Annotated in this window: 16 protein-coding genes; 5 read left to right on the forward strand and 11 right to left on the reverse strand. The window is 66.0% G+C overall.

Features of this window, described 5'->3' with window-relative positions:
• Positions 1–2: 2 nt before the first annotated feature.
• The 3 genes from ndk to GGQ98_RS04780 all read right to left on the reverse strand — a co-directional run bounded on the left by ndk (position 3) and on the right by GGQ98_RS04780 (position 2,452).
• A complete protein-coding gene (gene ndk, locus GGQ98_RS04770; RefSeq protein ID WP_184065905.1) occupies positions 3–425 on the reverse strand; it encodes a nucleoside-diphosphate kinase in 423 nt (140 codons plus the stop codon).
• A gap of 84 nt (positions 426–509) precedes the next feature.
• Positions 510–968, reverse strand: coding sequence for a DNA polymerase III subunit chi (locus GGQ98_RS04775; protein WP_184065906.1), 459 nt, complete (start codon positions 966–968; stop codon positions 510–512).
• The gene (locus tag GGQ98_RS04780) at positions 965–2,452 is read right to left on the reverse strand and encodes a leucyl aminopeptidase (protein WP_184065908.1); all 1,488 of its coding nucleotides are present in this window, start codon (positions 2,450–2,452) and stop codon (positions 965–967) included. The genes GGQ98_RS04775 and GGQ98_RS04780 overlap by 4 nt, the downstream gene beginning before the upstream one ends.
• A gap of 150 nt (positions 2,453–2,602) precedes the next feature.
• Between GGQ98_RS04780 and GGQ98_RS04785 the strand changes: the two genes are divergently transcribed.
• From GGQ98_RS04785 to rsmA, 4 genes are all read left to right on the forward strand, one after another.
• A complete protein-coding gene (locus tag GGQ98_RS04785; RefSeq protein ID WP_243451702.1) occupies positions 2,603–4,846 on the forward strand; it encodes an LPS-assembly protein LptD in 2,244 nt (747 codons plus the stop codon).
• A gap of 138 nt (positions 4,847–4,984) precedes the next feature.
• Positions 4,985–6,307, forward strand: coding sequence for a peptidylprolyl isomerase (locus GGQ98_RS04790; protein WP_184065910.1), 1,323 nt, complete (start codon positions 4,985–4,987; stop codon positions 6,305–6,307).
• 10 nt (positions 6,308–6,317) lie between these two features.
• Positions 6,318–7,304 (forward strand): 4-hydroxythreonine-4-phosphate dehydrogenase PdxA, encoded by a 987-nt coding sequence (gene pdxA, locus GGQ98_RS04795; protein WP_184065912.1) that lies wholly within the window; start codon positions 6,318–6,320, stop codon positions 7,302–7,304.
• Positions 7,297–8,148, forward strand: coding sequence for a 16S rRNA (adenine(1518)-N(6)/adenine(1519)-N(6))-dimethyltransferase RsmA (rsmA, locus tag GGQ98_RS04800; RefSeq protein ID WP_243451703.1), 852 nt, complete (start codon positions 7,297–7,299; stop codon positions 8,146–8,148). The genes pdxA and rsmA overlap by 8 nt, the downstream gene beginning before the upstream one ends.
• Here the strand turns inward: rsmA and GGQ98_RS04805 are convergent.
• From GGQ98_RS04805 to GGQ98_RS04830, 6 genes are all read right to left on the reverse strand, one after another.
• Positions 8,141–8,644, reverse strand: a complete 504-nt coding sequence (locus GGQ98_RS04805; protein ID WP_184065914.1) for a tetratricopeptide repeat protein — start codon at positions 8,642–8,644, stop codon at positions 8,141–8,143. The genes rsmA and GGQ98_RS04805 overlap by 8 nt on opposite strands.
• Before the next feature lie 38 nt (positions 8,645–8,682).
• Positions 8,683–9,846: an RsmB/NOP family class I SAM-dependent RNA methyltransferase gene (locus GGQ98_RS04810; protein ID WP_184065916.1), complete on the reverse strand. Its 1,164-nt coding sequence runs from the start codon at positions 9,844–9,846 to the stop codon at positions 8,683–8,685.
• Positions 9,847–9,849: 3 nt separating this feature from the next.
• On the reverse strand, positions 9,850–11,322 hold the full coding sequence (guaB, locus tag GGQ98_RS04815; protein ID WP_184065919.1) for an IMP dehydrogenase: 1,473 nt from the start codon (positions 11,320–11,322) through the stop codon (positions 9,850–9,852).
• A 63-nt stretch (positions 11,323–11,385) separates the two neighbouring features.
• Positions 11,386–12,930, reverse strand: a complete 1,545-nt coding sequence (locus GGQ98_RS04820; protein WP_184065921.1) for a M28 family peptidase — start codon at positions 12,928–12,930, stop codon at positions 11,386–11,388.
• A gap of 53 nt (positions 12,931–12,983) precedes the next feature.
• Positions 12,984–13,406, reverse strand: coding sequence for a flagellar biosynthesis repressor FlbT (locus GGQ98_RS04825; protein ID WP_184065923.1), 423 nt, complete (start codon positions 13,404–13,406; stop codon positions 12,984–12,986).
• Between the two features lie 135 nt (positions 13,407–13,541).
• Positions 13,542–14,825 (reverse strand): tetratricopeptide repeat protein, encoded by a 1,284-nt coding sequence (locus tag GGQ98_RS04830; protein ID WP_184065925.1) that lies wholly within the window; start codon positions 14,823–14,825, stop codon positions 13,542–13,544.
• Between the two features lie 213 nt (positions 14,826–15,038).
• Here GGQ98_RS04830 and GGQ98_RS04835 point away from each other — a divergent pair, with 213 nt between their 5' ends.
• Positions 15,039–15,680: a lysoplasmalogenase family protein gene (locus GGQ98_RS04835; RefSeq protein ID WP_184065927.1), complete on the forward strand. Its 642-nt coding sequence runs from the start codon at positions 15,039–15,041 to the stop codon at positions 15,678–15,680.
• 52 nt (positions 15,681–15,732) lie between these two features.
• On the opposite strand, the gene GGQ98_RS04840 is transcribed toward GGQ98_RS04835, so the two are convergent.
• Together GGQ98_RS04840 and gyrA are read right to left on the reverse strand one after the other, a co-directional pair.
• The gene (locus GGQ98_RS04840; protein ID WP_184065929.1) at positions 15,733–16,032 is read right to left on the reverse strand and encodes a DUF952 domain-containing protein; all 300 of its coding nucleotides are present in this window, start codon (positions 16,030–16,032) and stop codon (positions 15,733–15,735) included.
• Positions 16,029–18,731: a DNA gyrase subunit A gene (gyrA, locus tag GGQ98_RS04845; RefSeq protein WP_341534136.1), complete on the reverse strand. Its 2,703-nt coding sequence runs from the start codon at positions 18,729–18,731 to the stop codon at positions 16,029–16,031. The genes GGQ98_RS04840 and gyrA overlap by 4 nt, the downstream gene beginning before the upstream one ends.
• Between the last annotated feature and the right edge of the window lie 67 nt (positions 18,732–18,798).

The raw sequence follows: 18,798 nt of genomic DNA on the forward strand, positions 1-18,798 counted from the left end.
GGTCAGCCGACAATTTCTTCAGGCTTGAAGAAGAAGTCGATCTCGATCTTCGCGTTTTCAAGGCTGTCGGAGCCGTGCACCGTGTTCGCCTCGATCGATTCGGCAAGCGCCTTGCGAATCGTGCCTTCCTCGGCGTTCGCCGGGTTGGTGGCGCCCATGACTTCGCGGTTCTTCGCGACGGCATCTTCGCCTTCGAGAACCTGCACGACGACAGGGCCGGACATCATGAACGAGACCAGATCGCCGAAAAACGGACGCTCGCGGTGCACGCCGTAGAAGCCCTCGGCCTGCTCCTTCGTCATGTGGATGCGCTTCGAGGCGACGACGCGAAGGCCTGCCTCTTCCAGCATCTTCGTGACGGCGCCGGTGAGGTTGCGACGCGTCGCGTCGGGCTTGATGATCGAAAAGGTACGCTGCAGCGCCATGAAGGGTCTCCAGATAGGGCGTGTGTATGGCTTCAGGAAGTTGCGCGCCCAATATCCGGGCACAGGTGCGAATGCAAGCCGCGCTTACCCGGCTTTCTGCCAACCGCCCTTCTCGCCCTGCGTCCAATAGACCGGCTCGACCCCCTCGCGCGCCTTCAAGGCGCGCCAGTGCGCGCGGGCTGCGGCGAGCGAATCTTCGTCGTTGCCGTCGAAGAGGTAAAGCACGCGCGCGAATGCCGCAGGGTCGCCGGGCAGCTTGCCGCCGAGCGAGATGAGCAGGTCGGCGCCGTTCGCGGGCGCGAAATCGTCCGTCAGGAAAATGGGCTGGGCCGCCGGATTGTCGCGCCCGTGCGGCAGGAAGCTGCCGGGATCGTAGGTCCACAGGTGGCTGTCGAGCGCATCGAGTTCGCCGCTGTCGGCGGAATGGATGAGCACGCGGTGCCCGGCCTCGACCGCCTTGCCCGCAAGAACGGGCACGACGTCGAACGGCCGCGAGCGCGTGCAGTGATAGAAGCCGACCGACGTTGGCGCCGCCCCGATCACGCTTCCAGCGTATCCTCGATGAAACGGTCGAGCAGGCGCACGCCGTATCCGGTCGCGCCTTTCTCCCATGTCGCGGCAGCCTTGGAGGACCACGCCATGCCCGCGATATCGAGATGCGCCCACTTCACGCCGTCGTTCACGAAGCGGCCGATGAACTGCGCCGCCGTGATCGAGCCGCCGTCGCGCGTACCGACGTTCTTCATATCGGCGATCGGCGAATCGATCATCTTGTCGTAGGCGCTGCCGAGCGGGAAACGCCACAGCTTGTCGCCCGTCGCGATGCCCGCGCTGACCAGCTGCTTCGCAAGCTCGTCGCTGTTCGAGAACAAGCCCGCATATTCGTGGCCGAGGCTGATGATGATGGCGCCGGTCAGCGTCGCGAGATCGACGATGACCTCGGGATTGAAGCGCTTCTGCGCCCAGGTGATCGCATCGCAGAGCACCAGGCGGCCTTCGGCGTCGGTGTTGATGACCTCGACCGTCTGGCCCGACATCGTCGTCACGACGTCGCCGGGGCGCTGGGCGTTGCCGTCGGGCATGTTTTCCACAAGGCCGCAGATGCCGACGACGCGCGCCTTGGCGCGGCGCAGCGCCAACGCCTTCATCGCGCCCGCAACGGCGCCCGCGCCGCCCATATCCCACTTCATGTCTTCCATGCCGCCCGCAGGCTTGATGGAAATGCCGCCGGTGTCGAAGGTAACGCCCTTGCCCACCAGCACCGTGGAGGTCTTCGCCTTGCCGCCGGTGCCGTCCCACTCCATCACGAGCAGGCGCGGCGGCTTGGCCGAGCCCTGCGCGACGCCGAGCAGCGCGCCCATGCCCGCAGCGCGCATCTCGTTCTCGTCGAGCACCTCGATCCTGACGCCGAGATCGGCGAGCGGACGGCACCGCTCCACGAAACTTTCGGGATAAATCACGTTGCCCGGCTCGGCGACGAGACCGCGGGCGAAGCCGACAGCCTCCACGAGCGGTTCCAGCCGCACCCATTCCTGCCCGGCGCTGCCGGCATTGGCGATCGCGATGTCGGCAAGCGTCGGCTTCTGCTTTTCGGGCAGCTTCGTGCGGTACTTGTCGAACCGCCACGCGCGCAGCGACGCGCCGAGCGCAAGGTGCGCGGCCGCCTTGGGCGTATCGATCGCAAGATCCGACAGGCCGCCGAAATCAACGGTGATCTTCGTTTCCGCCGCGAGCAGCCGCGCGGTGAGTGCGCCGCCGATCCGTTCGAACACGGCGGCGTCGGCGTGGCCGGGCTTGCCCGTGCCGATCACGAGCACGCGCGACGCGTCCGTCCCCGAAGGCGCCAGCAGCTCGATGATCTGCGCGACATCGCCTTCGAATCGCGCCCACTTCATCGCGTTGGTGATCGCGCCGCCGAGCGCCTGATCGAGCACCTGCGCCGCGCCCGACAGCACCGCGTCCTTCGCCGCGAAGACCACAAGACCGGTCCCCGGCGTGTGCGACGTAACCCCGAACTCGATGCGCATCAGAAGAACTCTCCCGGAAGAAAAGGCATTTCGCGCGTTCTAGCCGCCCGGCAGGCTGACGGCAATTCACGGCGTATCGAAGCACCCTGCTTGCCGCCGCGGGTGCGGCGCGGGTAAGAGGCGCTGTCCGCCCGTTCGGAGAGCGCTTTCTTGTCCCGTCGCCTTGCCGTCTTTTTCCTGTCCTCCGCGCTTGCCGGTTGTGCTGTGCCTGCGCTGGCGCAGACCGACCCTGCCGCCGCCCCTGCCCCCACCCCTGCCCCCGCCGTCGACGGCGGCCCGGCGCTGGAAGCCGGCGATGCGATCGAGTTCGCCGCAGACACGATGGCTTACGAAGACGAGACGCAACTGGTGACGGCGCGCGGCAACGTGGTCGTGACGCGGGACGGCTACCGTCTGACCGCCAACGAGGTCGAATACGATCGCAGGACCGGCAAGGTCGAGGCGCGCGGCGCGGTGAAGGTGATCGACCCCGACGGCAACGAGGCTTTCGGCGGGCGCGTGGAACTCGACGAATCGCTGCGCGACGGCGCGGTCGAGAACATCCTGCTCGTGCTGCAGGACGGCGGACGGCTTGCCGCGCGCGACGGCATTCGCGAGGACGGCCGCACCACGGTGAACCGCGCAGTCTATTCGCCGTGCGATATCGTCGGCACGGACGGCTGCCCCAAGGAGCCGCTGTGGCAGGTGAAGGCGCTGCGCGTGCGGCACGATCCCGACCGCAAGCGTGTGTATTACAAGGATGCCAGCCTCGAATTCCTGGGCATCCCCATCTTTTATTCGCCGAGCCTGTCGCACCCCGACGGGCCGGGCCGCAACGCGACCGGCATTCTGGTGCCGTCCGTCACCATCGACCGCTCGCTCGGCGTTTCGCTGGAACTGCCCTATTTCCTCCGCCTGTCGGACAGCAACGACCTTACCATCGCGCCGATCATCTACACCGAGGTCAACCCGGCGCTGTCCCTCGACTACCGGCACCAGACGGCATCGGGCCCGCTGCGTTTCGGCGGTATCGGCACGTACTCCTCCGAGCTGGATTTTCCCGACCCCGACGGAACGGGCATCCCGAACAAAAAATTTCGCGGCTACATTTACGGCAGCGGCCGCCTTCAGCACGGCCGCAACTGGCGATCGACGTTCGGCCTTCGCCTCGCCACCGACGACACGTTCCTGCGCCGCTACGACGTCTCCCGCGACGATACGCTGAGGAATTTCTACCAGCTCGAACGCTTCGGCGTGGAAAGCTATTTCGCGGTCGAAGGCTGGGCGTTCCAGGGGCTGCGGCAGACGGATGTGGCGGGCCTGACGCCGATCGCGCTGCCGCTGATCACCTACATGTGGTCGCCGGGCGACACCATCGCCGGCGGACGGCTGAAGCTGGCGGCGGACACGGCGGCGATCACGCGCACCGACGGCATGGACACGCAGCGCGCCTCCGCCTCCGCCGAATGGAAGCGCAGCCTCATCACCCCGTGGGGCCAGCGCGTGACGGCGACCGGCCTCGTTCGCGGCGACATGTATCACATCACGGACAGCGCCCTTGCCGAACTTCCGATCTACGCAGGGCGCGACGGATGGGAGGGGCGCATCCTGCCCGCCGCCGCGCTCGACATCGAATGGCCACTGGCGGGCCCCGCCTTCGGCGGCACCCAGACGCTGACGCCGCGCGTGCAATTTTCCGTGTCACCGAGCGACGTCAACGACAACATCCCCAACGAGGATTCCCGCGCCGTCGATCTGGACGACACGAACCTTTTCGATCTGAACCGCTTTCCGGGCTCGGACCGATGGGAAGGCGGACAGCGCGTTACCTACGGCGCGACCTGGCGGCTCGATCGTCCGCGCTGGCAGATCGAAAGCGAGTTCGGGCAGAGCTACCGGTTCGACAAGGCGCCCGGCGCATTTCCGCAGGGCACCGGCCTTTCCGGGCACTTCTCCGACTTCGTCGGCCGCAACACGGTGCGCGTCGGCAGCAGCTTTGATGTTACGCACAGGTTCCGCCTCGACAAGAGCAGCCTGAGGCTGCGCCGCAACGAGATCGACGTGACGGTGGGCAACAAGCGCACCTATGCGACCGTCGGGTACGTGAAGCTCGACCGCGATATCAATATCGAGGATCTGGAGGACCGCGAGGAAGTGCGCGCGGGCGGCCGCATCAGCTTCGCGCGCTACTGGTCGGTGATCGGGTCGGTGATCGTCGACCTCACATCGCGCGCCGAAGACCCGCTGAACGAGTCCGACGGTTTCGAGATGGTGCGCCACCGGCTCGGCATCGCGTATCAGGACGACTGCTTCGAATTCGGCGTCACATGGCGGCGCGACTATGTGGAGGACCGCGATTTCCGGCGCGGCAACGCCTTCCTCTTCTCGATCAGCCTCAAAAACCTTGGCCGCTAATCGCGTGTTCAGCCGCAAGGGACTAGCGGTTGCCAAGAGCGTAAAGGATACGCTGACATTCATGTCCGCGCGTGCTAGGCGGCATGACCTGAGAGGCCACAAGACCGCTTCGGCACCGCCGGGTCGGGGGAGAGATTGATGAGGTTTTCGACGCTGCGCTGGCTTGGTGCCGGTGTTGCAGTTCTTGCTGCAGGGTCATCGCTGGCCCAGAATTCGCCGCTCGCCGGCCTCTCCGATCCGGATATCGAGATTCTCGGCCAGCCCGTGGATCCGACTGTCCGCAAGGCGACCGCTATCGTCAACGGCGATGTCATCACCGACACCGACATCGACCAGCGGCTCAATCTGGTGCTTGCCGCCAATCAGGGCGAGGTCTCCGAAGACGAGCGCACGCGCCTGCGGCTTCAGGTGGTGCGCAACCTGATCGACGAAAAGCTCCAGATTCAGGAAGCCACCGCGCAGGAAGTCACGATCGTTCAGGAGGAAGTGAACCAGGCGTTCACGCGCGTCGCTTCCAACTTCCGCATGAGCAGCGATCAGTTCGACGAATTCCTGAAAGCACGCTCCACGTCACAGAATTCGCTGAAGCAGCAGATTCACGCCGAACTCGCGTGGAGCCGCCTGCTCCGCCGCCGGGTCGAGCCGTTCGTGAACGTCGGCGACGACGAGGTGCAGGCGCTGATCGACCGTCTGAACGCCGCCAAGGGCACAGAGGAATACCGCATCGCGGAAATTTTCCTGACGGCGACGACGGAAAACGCCGAGCAGGTGCGCGAGAACGCACAGCGGATCGTCGAGCAGGTGCGACAGGGCGGTTCGTTCGTCGCCTATGCCCGGCAGTTTTCGGAAGCCTCGACCGCCGCAGTGGGCGGCGATCTCGGCTGGGTGCGCCCTGCGCAGCTTTCCCCCGAACTGGCCCCCGTCGTCGAAAGCCTGCCGCGCGGTGAAATTTCCAATCCGATCCAGATTTCCGGCGGTTTCGCGGTCATCGCGCTCGTCGACAAGCGGCAGGTTCTGGCCGCCGACCCGAAGGACGCGCTTCTGGCGGTGAAGCAGATCACCATACCGATGCCTGCCGACACCACGCAGCAGCAGGCCACCGCGATCGTGCAGCGGCTGCAGGCCGGCACGCAGAGCATGGGCGGCTGCGGCGGCGCGGAGACGCTTGCCGAGAGCTTCGGCGGCAACGTCGTCGCGAACGATCAGGTCAAGCTCGGCGATCTGCCCCCGCAGCTTCAGCAGATCATGGAACCTCTGCAGATCGGCCAGAGCACGCCGCCCTTCGGCACGCGCGAGGACGGCATCCGCGTTCTGGTCCTCTGCGGACGCGAAGACCCGCCCGCCGCGGGCGCGCCGTCGTTCGATCAGTTGTACGCCCAGATGGAAGAGAGCAAGGTCGCCATGGCAGCCCGGCGCTATCTGCGCGACCTTCGCCGCGACGCTGTTATCGACTACCGGTGATCCCGGCGCGATGATCCAACCCATCGCCGTCACGCTTGGCGACCCCGCTGGTGTCGGCCCGGAAATTATCGGGCGGTGCTGGGAACAGCGCGAAGCCCTTGGTCTTCCGCGCTTTTTCGGGGTCGGCAACCGCGATTCCCTTGCGGGGGTCTGGAAAGGGCCGGTCTGCCAGATCGAGCATCCCGACGATGTCCATACCTGCGGCGATGCGCTGCCTCTCATCGAAGTGGCCGACAGCGAGATCGTGGAACCCGGCAAGCCGACGCTGATCGGCGCGCGGTGCGCGCTCGACGCGCTGGAGATTGCAACAGGGCTTACGCGCAGCGGCGCGGCGGGCGCGCTGGCGACCGGTCCGGTCTCCAAGGCGCAGCTTCAGGCGATCGGCTTCACGCATCCGGGACAAACCGAATTCATCGGTGAACGCTGCGGCGTGTTCGCGGCGAACCTTGCGATGATGCTTGTCGGCCCGACGCTGCGCACCGTGCCGGTCACCATCCATGTGGCGCTCGCCGATGTGCCGCAGCGCCTGACGACCGACCTGATCGTCAGCCGGGGACGGGCTGCGGCGAAGGGCCTTACGCGGAATTTCGGTATCAAGAACCCGCGCATTGCCGTTGCCGGGCTCAATCCTCACGCGGGCGAAAGCGGGCTTCTGGGCCGCGAGGAGATCGATGTGATCGCCCCCGCGATCGCGGAACTTCAGGCCGAAGGCATCGACGCGTTCGGACCGTTTTCCGCCGACGCGATGTTCCACGAACAGGCCCGCAAGACCTATGACGCCGCGCTCTGCATGTATCACGATCAGGCGCTGGTGCCGCTGAAGACCCTGCACTTCGATGAAGGCGTGAACCTGACGCTCGGCCTGCCGATCGTCCGCACCGCGCCGGACCACGGCACCGCGTTCAACATCGCCGGAAAAGGCATCGCAAGCCACCACGCGATGGCCGCCGCGATCAGGACGGCGTACGAATGCGCCGCCCACCGCGCGATTGACTGACACGCTGCCGCCCGGCCTCGCCGCGCTGCCGCCGCTGCGCGAGGTGATCGCGCGGCACGGCCTTTCGGCGAAGAAGGCGTTCGGCCAGAATTTCCTGTTCGATGCGAACCTGCTCGACAAGATCGCCCGCGTTCCCGGCGTGCTGGCCGGAGAGCGTGTCTATGAGGTCGGCCCCGGCCCCGGCGGACTGACGCGGGCGCTGCTGCGCACGGGCGCCCGGGTGACGGCAGTCGAGATGGACAGCCGGTGCCTGCCGGCGCTCGCCGAACTCGCCGAGGCGGCAGAGGGGCGTCTTTCGGTGATCGAAGGCGATGCCATGCGGATCGACGAACCCGCTGTGCTCGGCGGCCCGGCCCACATCGTTGCGAACCTGCCCTATAACGTCGGGACCGCGCTTCTCATCCGCTGGCTGACGGCCGATCCGTGGACGCCCTGGTGGCGGAGCCTGAGCCTGATGTTCCAGAAAGAGGTCGCCGAGCGCATCGTCGCGGCGCCGAACACCGACGCATACGGGCGCCTGGCGGTCCTCGCGCAGTGGCGGGCGCGGCCGCGTATCGCCCTGTCCCTGCCGCCGCGCGCCTTCATTCCCCCGCCAAAGGTGGATTCAGCAGTGGTGCACATCGTGCCAGCCGAAGCGCCCGCAGATGTGCCGGTGAGCGCGGTGGAGCGGGTGACGGCGGCGGCGTTCGGTCAACGCCGCAAGATGCTGCGCGCCAGCCTGAAGGCGCTGCCCCGCGGCCTTGAAGCCCTCGCGGCAAGCGGTATCGACGGCGCCCGGCGCGCGGAAACCTTGTCCATCGATGAATTCGTAACGCTCGCGCGCTGCTGGACCCCGCTTAGTTGATCTTGGGCGTCGCGGGCTTTTCCGTCGCCGCAGTCACCAGAGCGGGAGGGCCCTTTTCGATCGTGGCGGCAAGCGTCACCGCGTTCTGGCATTCGCTCTGGCAAAGTTTGCGGATACGCTCCAGATTGTCCTTCGCGAGCGCAACGGCGCCGCGCGCCATATACGCCTCGCCCTGCTCCGAAAGCGCGGTCAGGTCGTTGGGATCGATCGCCAGCGCCTCGCGGTAGAATTTCACGGCCCGGCCGGGCAAACCCATCTGATCGTAGGAACGCGCGATGCCGATATAGGCGCGCGTGTTCCGGGGATCGACCGCAAGCGCGGTTTCGAACTGGTCGATGGCAGCCTGCGCCTTGTGGCCGTTGAGGAGCGTTTCACCGCTGCGGGTCAGTTGCATCGAAAGCGGGGCGATGCTTGGTTCTGCCGTCTTGCAGTAAGCGACGCTCGACGCCGTGGCGATGGCGACAGCAATTCCGGCAAGCATGATCTTGGACTGCATGAACACTTCCCTCAACGTCTCTCCCCTTGAGGCACGCTTTAGCACGGCTTTTCATAACCTGCGATGAAGAAACCGTCGGTTTCCTCTCGATCGGGACGCAGAATTTGTGCGCCCCCGGCATCCGGTATCAGTTCCGGGTGTCTCTGCGCCGCAGCATCGGCCTGAAGTCTCCCTTCTTCGGGAAGCAGCGAGCACACGGCGTAAACAAGCCTGCCGCCGGGCCTGAGCAGGCGCACACCGATATCGATGAGATGTGCCTGCAGTGCCGTGAGCCGGGCAATGCGCTGGGGGGTAAGCCGCCAGCGTGCCTCGGGATTGCGACGCCACGTTCCCGTACCGCTGCACGGAGCGTCGATGAGCACCACGTCGGCCGTGCCGATCAGGTCGGCGAGCACCTGTTCCTCCCGCCCTCCATCGAGCAGGCGTGTCTCGATGACAGCCCCCGCCCGCCCGGCGCGCGGACCAAGGCGCGAGAGCCGCTGCCGATCCGTGTCGCAGGCGACGAGGCGACCGCTGCTGGCCATGTCCGCAGCGAGCGCCAGCGTCTTGCCGCCCGCACCCGCGCAGAGATCGATGACCACCATGCCGGGCCGTGCGCGGCACGCGGCCGCGATGAGCTGGCTGCCTTCATCCTGCACCTCGACGCGACCATCGTTGTAAACGGGCAGGTCTTCGACGTTGACACTCTCTGCGAGGCGGATGCCGTCGGGCGCGTGGGGCGTCGGCACGGCGCCCGGTATCTGCGGCAACACAGCCTCTCGCGTCGTCTTCAGCCGGTTGGCCCGAAGATCGAGCGGCGCGCGCCCGGCAAGCGCCGCGAGCAGACCGCCCGCATCGGCGTATTCGGCCGCGAACTTCGCGGTGAGCCACTTCGGAGCCGACCCCGGCGCCGCTTCAGGCTCGCCTTCGACCAGGGCCGCCGGTCCGCGCGCATCCGTGCCGAACAGCGCCAGCAGTTCCGGCGCCTGAGCGCGCGCATAACCGATCATGGCGGCGCGGCCGTTTGCCGGTCGTTCCCCCAAGGCGCGGATCACACCGTAAACGAGATCGCGAACCGCGCGGCGATCCTTGGAGCCCGCGTAGCGCCGTGTCTTGAAATAGCGCTGGATGAGGGTATCCGCCGCCGCGCCGCCGCCTGCCGCCGCCTCGATGATCTCGTCCAGCAGCGCGACCGCCGCCTCCACACGCGCGGCGGGCGTCATGCCTTAACGTGTCGGATAATTGGGTGCTTCGCGTGTGATCGTCACGTCGTGGACGTGACTTTCGCGAAGGCCCGCGTTGGTGATGCGGACGAAGCGCGCGCGCTTTTGAAGATCCGAGATCGTGCGGGCGCCGGTGTACCCCATCGCCGCCTTGAGACCGCCCGCGAGCTGGTGGATGATATCCTTTGCCGGCCCCTTGTAGGGCACCTGCCCCTCGATACCTTCGGGCACCAGCTTCATCTGGTCCTTGATATCCTGCTGGAAATAGCGATCCGCCGAGCCGCGCGCCATCGCGGCGACCGAGCCCATGCCGCGATACGCCTTGTAGCTTCGGCCCTGATAGAGGAACGTCTCTCCCGGCGCTTCCTGCGTGCCGGCCAGAAGCGAACCGACCATCACGGCCGATGCGCCTGCCGCGATCGCCTTGGCGATATCGCCCGAGGTGCGGAGGCCGCCATCAGCGATCACCGGGATACCGGATTTCATGGCTTCCTCGGCAGCGTCCTGAATCGCGGTGAACTGCGGTACGCCGACGCCCGCGACAACGCGCGTGGTGCAGATCGACCCCGGCCCGATGCCGACCTTGATGCCGTCCGCGCCCGCATCGATCAGCGCGCGCGTGGCTTCCGCCGTCGCGACGTTGCCCGCGATGATCTGGACGGTGTTCGAAAGTTTGCGAATGCGGCTCACCGCTTCGGCAACGCGCACCGAATGGCCGTGCGCCGTGTCCACGACGATGAGGTCGCATTCAGCGGCGATCAGCGCCTCGGTACGCTCGAAACCGGCATCGCCGGTGGTCGTTGCCGCCGCAACGCGGAGGCGACCCGCCGCATCCTTGGTCGCGGTGGGGAAGGTCACGGCCTTCTCGATGTCCTTCACCGTGATAAGGCCGATGCAGCGATAGTCGTCGTCGACGACGAGGAGCTTTTCGATCCGGCGCTGGTGAAGGAGCCGCTGGGCTTCCTCGTGCGTCACGCCCGGGCGAACCGTGGCGAGATTCTCCTTCGTCATCAGTTCGCTGATCGGCTGCTCGGGATGTTCGGCAAAGCGGACGTCGCGGTTGGTGACGATGCCGATCAGCCGGCCGGGCTGACCGCTGACGCTGCGCTCGACGACCGGAATGCCGCTGATCCGGTGGCGCTTCATCAGGTCGAGCGCTTCGCCGAGCGTCTCGTCCGCGTGCATCGTTACCGGGTTCACCACCATGCCCGATTCGAAGCGCTTCACCTGACGCACGGCCTGTGTCTGTTCCTCGATGCTGAGGTTGCGGTGCAGCACCCCGAGACCGCCGACCTGGGCCATGACGATCGCCATGTCGGCCTCCGTCACGGTATCCATTGCCGACGAAAGTATCGGAATGTTCAGGGAAATTTCGCGCGTTACACGCGTGGAAAGCTCCGCCTCGCTCGGCAGCACCTCGGACTCGCCGGGCACCAGCAGGACATCATCGAAAGTGAGTCCGAGCCGGATGTCCATGCCGTTTTCCTTGTTACCGATTTTCGAGGTGGCGGGGCTTATGCCACCGGTTCCCGGGAATTGCTACGGCTGCCGCTGATAGGGCGACGATTTCGTCCATGTGGGCCATTCACCGCTGTTCGCAAGACCCTGACCCACGGCAAGCAGGAGGTTCACGTCCGCCGCCGCGCCCCGGTAATCGATGGGAAGCGAGGCCTCGTCGGAAGGCTGATGATAGTGCTTTCCCATGTACTCGCCAAAGCCGCTGCCTGTGAAAACACCCGTTGCGATCACTGCGGGGACGCCCGCTTCGGCGAAAGCGAAATGGTCTGAGCGCGTGTAAAAACTCTGCGCGTCCGGCATCGCAACGATACGGCGCCCCTGCGCGCGGGCGGCACCGGCCAGCAAGCCGTCGAGACTGGTGAGGCCCTGCCCGAGAATGACAAGCTCTTCGGAAAGACCGTTGGCGGCAATGGTATCAAGCCCGAACGCGGCGACCATCCGGTCGGCATCAATGGGCCCCGAAGCGGCAAAATGTCTGCCGCCGAGAAGACCGCTTTCCTCGGCGGTGGCGGCGAGGAACAGCACGGAGCGTTCGGGGCGCTTTCCGTTCGCGAAGGCTTCGGCAAGTTCAATGAGACCGCCGACGCCGCTCGCGTTGTCGATTGCGCCGTTGCAGATCGTATCTGCTCCGGTTCCGCAGCGGCCGAGGTGATCCCAGTGGGCGATGTAGACGATGTAGTCGGCGGGATGCTTGCTGCCACGGACCACTCCGGCGAGGTTGTAGGAGATGAAGCGGGTCAGGCGGCTTTCGGCGGTGAGCGTGGCGGAGGCGAGAACTTCGGGCTTGAAGCCGGGGGCCGCCGCCCGGGTTCCGAGGGCGGCAAGATCGGTGCCGAGCGCGCGCGCGAGCGCGGTTCCGGCCTCGCGACCGGCAACGGCATGGAGAATGGACGGCGCTGCCGCCTGCCCTTCGATCTGCATTTCGGTGCGCGCCGTCGCGGCAAGCGCGCCGCGCCATACCTCGTCTTCGGAGGGAAGGTCGTAGAGGAGGATGACCCCGGCCGCCCCGGCGCGCGCCGCGTTCGCCAGCTTCGCCGCGCGCGCGCCCTGCCGGCGGAGCGCCTCGGACGGCTCCGTGGTTCCCTCCGGCAGCCCGGCGAGGACCATCGCGATCCTGCCGTTGAAATCGACACCTGCGAAATCGTCGCGCCCCTGCTCGGGAAGCGAAACGCCATAGCCCGCAAAGACGACGTCGCCCTTCGCGATGCGGCTGACCTCGGCGGAAGGGGCGCGGATCGCAATCGTCCGGCCGCTTGCCATGCTGAGCGAACCCGCAGTGATGGTCCCGCCCGCAGCCTCCGACTTCAGCAGCGGCACAGCCAAGCGATAACCGTCTCCGGAAATCGATTGCAGCCCGATGCGGCGATACGCGGCTTCGATGTAGGCGAGGGTTTTCTCCTCCCCCGCCGTGCCCGGCGCCCGCCCTTCATACGCATCCGACGCGAGTTCAGCGACGTGCGCGGCGATGCCTTCGGGCGTGACGGCGCGTTCCCGCTGCGGCGCGGTCGCACACGCGGCAAGCGAAAGGAGGGTGAAAAGCGGCAGGAACGATCGGTGGTTCAGCATGCGCCGGAACGCTAGTGGCCAAACCCTTGCCTGCCAAGGACGGAAATTGGGCTTCAGGCCCGGTTTTGCAGGCGGCGATCGACGTCGATTTCGCCGAGGATCAGCGTTTCATATTCCATGAGTTCGCGGCAGCCCGAGAGCGCCCGGTAGTATTCGCGGTTCATCATCGCCAGGCTGACCTGCGCGCAGACAAGGCGTACGCGGGGGTTTTCCACCACCGCCATGAACGCATCCATATGCTCGCTGAACCGCGGATAGTGCGTATCCGCCGCGTCGGCATCGAGATACGACAGCATGCAGACGAAATACAGACGTGTGGCGGGCGTGCGCGCTTCATCCTCGCGGATGACATCGCTGTCGCGAAGGACGGCGGCCTGATTTTCGACCATCAGCACGGTGTGCCTGTCGCCGTTGATGATGACGGCGCCGTTGATGGCAAATTTCTCGCCCGGATCGAGCGCCAGTCTGAAAGCCACGGCCAGTTCCCCCTAAAAATCAGCCGCAATATACTTTCACATCGGAAATAACTTCTTAACATCGCAGCGTCTGAAATAGCCGCAAACAAAAAGGGCGGCGCCGAAGCACCGCCCTTTCAAGACATTCGATCCGACTTAGTTGCCGGTCGTGGTCGAAGCCGTCTGCGCGGCGCCCTTGCTGTTCAGGTGCGCGAGCCAGAACTTGGCGATTTCAGCGCGCTTGCCGCCCTGGATCGCGTTGAATGCCCCCTGCGCGCCCGCCTTGTCGCCGCTGCGCGCAAGCGCAATGCCGATGCGGGTGTTCACTTCCGGCGCGTCGACGCCGCCCTTTTGCAGCGCGAGCTGGTACAGTTCGATCGCCTTGGCGTTCTCGCCGTAGCCGAGGTAGCCGTCTGCCGTCGCCTTTGCGAGGCGACCGGTCTTGTCGGCGCGCGCTTCCTTTTCGAGGCCCGGCAGCGACGCGCGGTCGCTCTTCACCTTGGGTGTGACGATGCTCACGAGTTCCTTCACGTAGGGCTTGCTCGACGAAAGCGCGCCCTTCGCCGTTCCGGCGTCGATCACGGTCTTGGCTTCGCCCGCGAGACCGCGCTTGTCGGCGGTTTCGGCATATTCGAAGTAGTCCCGCTCTCCGGTCAGCGAATTGGTATCGAGCATCAGGCGCATCACATCGAGGTTGCCCTGATCGTCGAGACCCGAGGTTTCGCGGAAGATCACGAGCACATCGCGCCAGTTCGTGGTCGACGGATAGGCCTGGACGAGCGCGAGCGACGCCGGCGTCACCTGGTTCGCGAGTTTGCCGTCGTAAGCGAGCGCGAGCGCGCGCTTGTACCAGGATTCTTCAACCTGCTGGCCTGTCGACTGTTTTGCCTTGATCGCCTTGTCGATCGTCGCGACGGCTTCCGGCGTGCGTCCGGCGCGATTGTACATCTCGCCCAGTCCGACGACGATATCGGCATCGCCGGGATTTTCGGCGGCCATCTGCTCATAGACCTTGATGGCGCCGGGCACGTCGTTCCGCTGAACGGCAAGCGCCGCGAGACTGCGCTGGAACTTCAGTTTTTCCTCAGGCGTGGTGCTGCCGCTGTCGATCGAGCCCTGAAGACCCTCGCCAAGCAGCGCATTGTCCTGTTTCGCAAGCGCCACGTTGATTTTCAGCGCGTTCGCCATGTACTTGTCGTCGGCCGTTTCCGCCAAGGACTCCGCTTCGCGAATCTTCACGAGCGCCGCATCGTTGTCGCCCGCCTGCTGCGCGGTCTGCGCCTCGCCAAGCGCCTTCTGGGCCTTCTTGGAGAACTTGAACTTGCGCTGCTCGGGCGCGGCTTCCTTCTTGTCCTTGGCGACTGCGGGCGCAACCATGGCGCCGCTCGCAACGCCGAGCGCCAGCGCGAAACCGAGCACCGTGCGTGAAACCATTTTCATCCGTACAATCTCCCCAGTGCAGTCTCCGGGTAGCCCGGAAAAGCGGATATGCCGCCGCAGCATGTCGCGTTCGTGACGGCCTGCGTCAACCCTTCATGCGACACATGGATAGCGCAGACATGGTGAACCGCGCTTGAACCTCGTTCAGGCGTGCCGACTTTCGATTATCTGCTAAGTCATTATCACGACTCGATCCTCGGGGGTGATCCTGCCATGGCTCAACGCATCGCGCTTCCCGCAAGTCTCGCCGCAATCGCTGCGGCGATCTACTTTTTCGCGATGACCGCGGGGCTGCCCTTCGCGCTCCACGTCGCCCTGAAAGGCGCGTGCGTAACGATTCTGGCGATCGCCGCCGCGATGGCCGCCCGCGGCACCGACGGCCGGTTGTTTGCGGGCGTCATGGCGCTCGGCGCGCTCGGCGACGTGCTGCTCGAATTCGACCTGATGACCGGCGCAGCGGCATTCGCGGCCGGACACGTGTTCGCGATCTGGCTCTACCTGCGCAACCGGCGCGGCGCGCCGATGCCGCTGAGCCAGCGCGGGGCGGCGTTTGCGCTGCTGCTCTGCGCGCCGTTCCTCTACCTGATCGCCGGGCCAGCGGCGAACGCGGGGATCGCACTCTACAGCGCCCTGCTCGCGGCAATGGCCGCTGCGGCGTGGACAAGCCGCTTCTCGCGCTATCGCACGGGGATCGGCGCGATTCTGTTCCTCGTCTCCGACGCCTTCATTTTCGCGCGCCTCGGCGGGCGCATGGACCCGGATCAGGCCGCGCTCTTCATCTGGCCGCTCTACGCGGCGGGGCAGATCCTGATATTCGTGGGGGTTCGGCAGACGCTGGACGCCGAGGAGCGGTAACGGTTTTTGTTTGCCCCCTCTCCCCGGCCCTCTCCCGGGTGGGGCGAGGGGGTTATAGCGGTTCTGCGCGTATCACGGCGGTGAGAGGGAGTGCGCCGTAGACGTGGGGGAACAGCTGCCCGCCGCGCGAGTGTTCCCACTTTACGCCTTCCAGTTTCGCCAGATCGACTTCGACGAGCACGAGATCGTCTCGCCCCGCGAAGTGCTTGGCCGCGGTTTCCGCCACCTGATCGGGCGCGGACAGGTGGATGTAGCCGTCCGCCAGATCGACGGGCGTGCCTTCGAATGTGCCTTCGGCGTTCAGCCGCTGCCATTCCTCTTGCGTGAGGATCTTGAAGGCGGTGGGGCTCATTCCGCCGTGGGTGCGGATTCCGCTTCGGTTTCGGCTTCGGCTTCGTCTTCCTCGCCGTCGGTTTCGATCTTCGCGGCGGAAACGACATGTTCGTTGTCCGCCACGTTGAACAGCCGCACACCCGCGCTGTTGCGGCCGATGACGCGAAGCGTGTCGAGCCCGAGGCGGATCATCTTCGCCTGATCGGTGACGAGCATGAGCTGCTCACCGTCATGCGCCGGGAAGCTCGCCACGACGGGGCCGTTGCGGGCGATGTTGTCGATGTTGCCGATGCCCTGCCCGCCCCGGTTCGTGCGGCGGTATTCGTAGGCAGACGTCCGCTTGCCGTAGCCGTTCGCGCAGACGGTGAGGATGAATTCCTCGGCCTCTGCGAACGCGGCCATGCGCTCGGGCGGGAGCGTCGGTTCGTTTTCGTTTTCCTTCCACGGCGCAGCGCGGAGATACGCCTCCCGCTCGTCCGGGGTCGCCGGGAAGCCGTGCAGGATGGAGAGCGAGATGACCTCGTCATCGCCTTTCAGCGTCATGCCGCGCACGCCGGTGGACGTGCGGCTCTGGAACTCGCGCACGGCGGTCGATTCGAAGCGGATCGCCTTGCCCTGCCGCGTGGCGAGCAGCACGTCGTCGTCCTCCGTGAGCAGCGCGACGCCGATCAGGCGGTCGTCCGAGCCCTCGTCGAAGCGCATCGCGATCTTGCCGTTCGAGGGGACGTTGGTGAACGCATCCATCGAATTGCGGCGCACGGTGCCCTTCGCGGTCGCGAACATGACGTGGAGCTTGCCCCACTCCGCCTCGTCCTCGGGGAGCGGAAGCACGGTGGAGATGACTTCGCCGTCCGCAAGCGGCAGCAGGTTCGCCATCGCGCGGCCGCGCGCCTGCGGAGCGCCTTCGGGCAGCTTCCACACCTTCATGCGATAGACCTTGCCCGCCGTGGAGAAGAACAGCACGGGCGTGTGCGTCAGCGTCACGAACAGGTTCGTGATCGCGTCTTCATCCTTGGTGTTCATGCCCGAGCGGCCCTTGCCGCCGCGCCGCTGCGCGCGGAAGCTATCGAGCGGCGTGCGCTTGATGTAGCCGCCCATCGTGACGGTGACGACCATCTCCTCGCGCTCGATGAGGTCTTCATCATCGATATCGTCGAGGTAGGGCACGATTTCCGTGCGCCGGGGCGTCGCGTAGCTTTCCGAGACGGCGACGAGTTCCTCGCGCATCACCGCGTAGAGCTTCGCGCGGTCGCCGAGGATGGCGAGCAGTTCGGCGATCGAAACCGCCAGCTCCTTGAGCTCGGCGCCGATCTCGTCGCGGCCGAGCTGGGTGAGGCGGTGCAGGCGGAGATCGAGGATGGCGCGAACCTGCGTCTCGCTCATGCGGTAGGTGTCGCCGTAGACGGCGCCTTCCACGGCCTCGACGAGTTCCAGATAGGGGCGTATTTCGCCCATCGCCCATTCGCGCGCCATCAGCGTTTCGCGCGCCTCTGCGGGGTTGGAACTGCCCCGGATGATGCGCACGACCTCGTCGAGGTTCGACACCGCGACGACGAGGCCGAGCAGGATATGGGCGCGGTCGCGCGCCTTGTTCAGCTCGAACTTCGAGCGGCGGGTGATGACCTCTTCGCGGAACGTGATGAACGCCGCGATGATGTCGCGGAGGTTCAGCAGCTCGGGCCTGCCGCCGCGGATCGCCAGCATGTTGAACGAAAAGCTCGTTTGCGCCGGTGTGAAGCGGTAGACCTGATTGAGCACCACCTCGGGCGTCGCGTCGCGCTTCAGCTCGATGACGACGCGCACGCCTTCGCGGTTCGATTCGTCGCGAATGTCGGACACGCCCTCGATGCGCTTGTCCTTCACCGCTTCGGCGATCTTCTCGACGAGGCCCGCCTTGCCGACCTGGAAGGGGATTTCGGTGAGCACGATCTGGCGGCGGTCGCCGCGCCGATCCTCGACGATACTGCGCGCGCGCATGATCACCGAGCCGCGCCCGGTCGTGTAAGCGCTGAGCAGGCCGCCCCTGCCCATCACCATCGCGCCCGTGGGGAAGTCCGGCGCGGGCACGAACTCCATCAGCTCCTCGACGGTGATCGCCGGATTGTCGATGAACGCCACCGCCGCCGCCACGACCTCGCCGAGGTTGTGCGGCGGGATGTTGGTCGCCATGCCGACCGCGATGCCGCCCGCGCCGTTCACCAGCAGGTTCGGGAAGCGCGCCGGCAGCACCGAAGGCTCGCTCTCGGAGCCGTCGTAGTTCGGGACGAAATCGACCGTATCCTTGTCGAGATCGGTCAGCAGCTCGTCGGTGACCTTGGCGAGGCGCGATTCGGTGTAGCGCATCGCGGCGGCGGCATCCGGGTCCATCGAGCCGAAATTGCCCTGTCCGTCGATCAGCGGTACGCGCAGCGACCAATCCTGCGCCATGCGGACCAAGGCGTCGTAGATCGCGCTGTCGCCGTGCGGGTGGTATTTACCCATCACGTCACCGACGATGCGGGCCGACTTGCGATACGGCTTGTTCGACGTGAAGCCGTTTTCGTAGGCGGTGTAGAGAATGCGGCGATGGACGGGCTTCAGACCGTCGCGAACGTCGGGCAGCGCGCGCGCTACGATCACGCTCATCGCGTAATCGAGATAGCTCGTCTTCATCTCCTCAACGATCGAGATGGGGCGGATATCGGACGGCTCGGCGCCGCTGGTCTCTGGGGCGTCCACTCGGTTTCCTGTACGCTCTAGGGGATTTTATAGGGTTATGCCGTTAGTCTCTACATGCGCGCGCGCA

Origin of the sequence: Sphingosinicella soli, from assembly GCF_014199685.1 — a bacterium.
Taxonomy (GTDB): Bacteria; Pseudomonadota; Alphaproteobacteria; order Sphingomonadales; family Sphingomonadaceae; genus Sphingosinicella; species Sphingosinicella soli.

Excerpts from the sequence above, each read along its gene's own strand:
- ndk (WP_184065905.1), bottom strand. The coding sequence starts at position 425 with ATGGCGCTGCAGCGTACCTTTTCGATCATCAAGCCCGACGCGACGCGT.
- GGQ98_RS04780 (WP_184065908.1), bottom strand. The coding sequence starts at position 2,452 with ATGCGCATCGAGTTCGGGGTTACGTCGCACACGCCGGGGACCGGTCTT.
- GGQ98_RS04790 (WP_184065910.1), top strand. The coding sequence starts at position 4,985 with ATGAGGTTTTCGACGCTGCGCTGGCTTGGTGCCGGTGTTGCAGTTCTT.
- pdxA (WP_184065912.1), top strand. The coding sequence starts at position 6,318 with ATGATCCAACCCATCGCCGTCACGCTTGGCGACCCCGCTGGTGTCGGC.
- GGQ98_RS04805 (WP_184065914.1), bottom strand. The coding sequence starts at position 8,644 with ATGCAGTCCAAGATCATGCTTGCCGGAATTGCTGTCGCCATCGCCACG.
- GGQ98_RS04810 (WP_184065916.1), bottom strand. The coding sequence starts at position 9,846 with ATGACGCCCGCCGCGCGTGTGGAGGCGGCGGTCGCGCTGCTGGACGAG.
- guaB (WP_184065919.1), bottom strand. The coding sequence starts at position 11,322 with ATGGACATCCGGCTCGGACTCACTTTCGATGATGTCCTGCTGGTGCCC.
- GGQ98_RS04820 (WP_184065921.1), bottom strand. The coding sequence starts at position 12,930 with ATGCTGAACCACCGATCGTTCCTGCCGCTTTTCACCCTCCTTTCGCTT.
- GGQ98_RS04830 (WP_184065925.1), bottom strand. The coding sequence starts at position 14,825 with ATGAAAATGGTTTCACGCACGGTGCTCGGTTTCGCGCTGGCGCTCGGC.
- GGQ98_RS04835 (WP_184065927.1), top strand. The coding sequence starts at position 15,039 with ATGGCTCAACGCATCGCGCTTCCCGCAAGTCTCGCCGCAATCGCTGCG.
- GGQ98_RS04840 (WP_184065929.1), bottom strand. The coding sequence starts at position 16,032 with ATGAGCCCCACCGCCTTCAAGATCCTCACGCAAGAGGAATGGCAGCGG.